Source organism: Candidatus Eisenbacteria bacterium, assembly GCA_035712145.1.
Taxonomy (GTDB): domain Bacteria; phylum Eisenbacteria; class RBG-16-71-46; order RBG-16-71-46; family RBG-16-71-46; genus DASTBI01.
Map to the genome: position 1 here is coordinate 1 of DASTBI010000217.1, position 2,165 is coordinate 2,165.

Sequence of the window (2,165 nt, forward strand, 5' to 3'; positions counted from 1 at the left end):
GAGATGCTCACCACCCGGTATTGGGCGAACAGGTCGCCCGACTTCACGGAATAGCTGGTGCCAAGATAGACGACGATGGCCCGCTGAGCATCAGCGTCGGTGACGATCGCGGTGACGACCGGTTGGGGGATGGGGGCTGGAGCGACCGGCCTGTAAACGGGAGTCGCACGCGGACCCGCCACACGCCCGAAGCTGAACGGATCCCGGAGCGCCGCGAGCGAAGGCGTGGTATCGGAGCGACTCAGCGCTCGCTCCAGCGAGGCATAGGGGTCCGCGACTGGACGGAGTTGCCGCGGCGCGGACCTCCACGTGCCCGACTGCCGCAGAGCATCCGACGTCTGATTACCGACGATGATGAGGAGCGCGAGCGCCAGGATGGGAGGAATGAACGTGCGAGCGTTCACGAGCGTCTCGGTCCCTCTGGCTGCTTGATGATGTAACGAGTCACCCAGAGATCGAGCAAGGGCTCACCGGGAGGATCGCTGACCAGGTCGAAGCGGTCGATCGCGATCAGCCGGTTGGAACGACTCATGTCATCGACGAACGCGACGAACTCCGAGAACGAGCAACGGATCTTGAGGTGAGCCCGCACCTGGATGGCTTGAGCCTCCTGCGCAGTGATCCCCGGCTCCGTGGCCAACACCTGAAGCCCATGCCGGGTCGTCAACTGAGTCAGATCCTCGAGCAGGCCGGCGGTCAGCGCCCCGGATTCCCGTTCCATGCCGGCCGCGGTCGCGGGCAGGGCATTCTCGACGATCAGCGCCAGGACTCGGGGCGGCATGAGCGGGGGCGGGGCTTCGGTTTCCACTGCGAGCCCGAGATCCCCGGCGCGCTTGAGCGCCAGATGGTAACGATGAGCCGCGGGCTGAAAGACCAGGAGATGGACCACGATGAAAACCGCGAATACCAGCACGGCGAACATCAATTGCCAGTGCCGGCGCAGCTGGGCGGACAAGATCGGGCTGATCAGCGGCATTCGATCACGAACTCCGAGGCGGAGGAGCCGCCTCCGGTCATCCGACTCTGCGTGAGCTTGATGGTCTGGTAGCCCGACGAGAACATGGCGTCCTTCTGCAGGACCGACACGAGTTGAACGACCGCTCGCATTGCATCCTGATTCGGGCCGGGTCGCAGCTCCCCGGCGATCACCAGCTTGTTCTGATCGGCGGGCTTGGTCGAGTTCTCGGGGTTCACGCCGATCCGGGTCAGCGCCACGTTGTTGGGAAGCAAGGCCGACAGCCGCAGCATCTTGTCACGCCAGCGGGCAGGGCTCGTATGGAAGCGCTCGACCGCGGCGAGCTGGGCCTGATCCACGGTCCAATCCTGTTGCGAGCCCTGAGTGGCCTTCAACCTCGCCGACCGACGCTCGACCTGGCCGACACGCTTCATCAGCGAGGCGCAGTTGAGGCCGTAGAGTCCCACGACCACGGCCAGCATGCCGAAGTAAAGAAGCCACCCGCCGAGCGCAAACAGACGGGCGCGTGTCCGCGCTCGCTCGCGCAGGAAGACTTCGCGGCGGAAGTTGATCGTGAAGATCGCGGTCAAGAGGACCTCATGGTGAGACCGTAGGCCAGGGCGAACTGCGGTCCCCCCGTGCCTCCATCACCATTCAGCGGATCGAAGAGCAGCACCGGAACGTTCAGCATCTCGCTGAGACGCTGAGGCAGACCTGGCAGTCTCGCCGAGCCCCCCGAAAGCCACAACCTCGGCAGCATGGGCAGGTGCGCCTGAGTCCGGTAAAACGCGAAAGACCTTAGCACCTCGTCCACCAGCTCTCGGCGCAACGTCTCCTGGATCGACTGGAACTCCGGAGCCTCCCAGTTCACCCGCAAGCCAGCATGCTCGTCTCCGACCGCGAGTTTCCATTCCTCGGCCTCGGCCACGTCGATTCGCGCATCGGCGGCGATGGCCCGGCTCAGGTGCTGGCCACCGAAATCGAAGCGCCGAGCGAAGAAGGGCTGGCCGCGCTGATAGATGGTGAGATGGGAGGAGTGGTTGCCGAGGTCCAGAAGCACGCTCGCGTCCTCCCCGAGGTCCGGGTCCTTGCCCACGGCGTTGGCGAGCGCGAGCGGAGCGGCATCCACGACTTCCGGCTCGATGCCCAACAAGCCTAGCGGCTTGAGGTGCCGCTCGAGGTGTTCGCGTGGAACCGCGGCGAGCAGGAG

At 65.2% G+C, this 2,165-nt stretch carries 4 protein-coding genes; all 4 read right to left on the minus strand.

The annotated features are described in order from the left end of the window. Positions 1–404: hypothetical protein (locus VFQ05_15190; protein ID HET9328110.1), on the minus strand; the 404-nt coding region annotated here is incomplete at its 3' end. Then, a complete protein-coding gene (gene pilO / locus VFQ05_15195) occupies positions 401–976 on the minus strand; it encodes a type 4a pilus biogenesis protein PilO (GenBank protein ID HET9328111.1) in 576 nt (191 codons plus the stop codon). The genes pilO and VFQ05_15190, both read right to left, overlap by 4 nt. Then, positions 967–1,545: a hypothetical protein gene (locus VFQ05_15200; protein HET9328112.1), complete on the minus strand. Its 579-nt coding sequence runs from the start codon at positions 1,543–1,545 to the stop codon at positions 967–969. The genes pilO and VFQ05_15200 overlap by 10 nt, the downstream gene beginning before the upstream one ends. Further along, on the minus strand, positions 1,542–2,165 hold a 624-nt coding region (gene pilM / locus VFQ05_15205), incomplete at its 5' end, for a pilus assembly protein PilM (GenBank protein HET9328113.1). The genes pilM and VFQ05_15200, both read right to left, overlap by 4 nt.

Excerpts from the sequence above, each read along its gene's own strand:
- pilO (HET9328111.1), bottom strand. The coding sequence starts at position 976 with ATGCCGCTGATCAGCCCGATCTTGTCCGCCCAGCTGCGCCGGCACTGG.